The 263-nt window shown below is 62.7% G+C and carries 1 protein-coding gene; it reads right to left on the reverse strand.

Going from position 1 to position 263, the window contains the following annotated elements; genetic code table 11:
• On the reverse strand, positions 1-263 hold a 263-nt coding region (locus tag FQ668_RS27635), incomplete at both ends, for a DUF2057 domain-containing protein (RefSeq protein ID WP_144180795.1).

The following is a 263-nucleotide window of genomic DNA, read 5'->3' on the forward strand; positions in this document are numbered from 1 at the left end:
GGCGGAAGCCGATGCTGCCAGCCTGCAACTGGTAGCGCTGACCGGCACTGAAATCCTTGAAGGTCACCTTGACCTGGCAATCCCGCCACAAAGGCTCCTCGACCGGGCCGATATTGCTGGGGGTAACCGGAAACTGGTAGCGCACGGTCAGCTCGTGGCTGCCGGGCTGTACTTCGAAGTAACGGCTGTCGGCCCAGTCGCGTTCATCTACCTGCACGGCGTGCAGCGAGGTGTTGTCGTAGGGCGTGAGGTCGATCCAGGCC

It is taken from the genome of Pseudomonas sp. Kh14 (assembly GCF_900291005.1).
Taxonomy (GTDB): Bacteria; Pseudomonadota; Gammaproteobacteria; order Pseudomonadales; family Pseudomonadaceae; genus Aquipseudomonas; species Aquipseudomonas alloputida.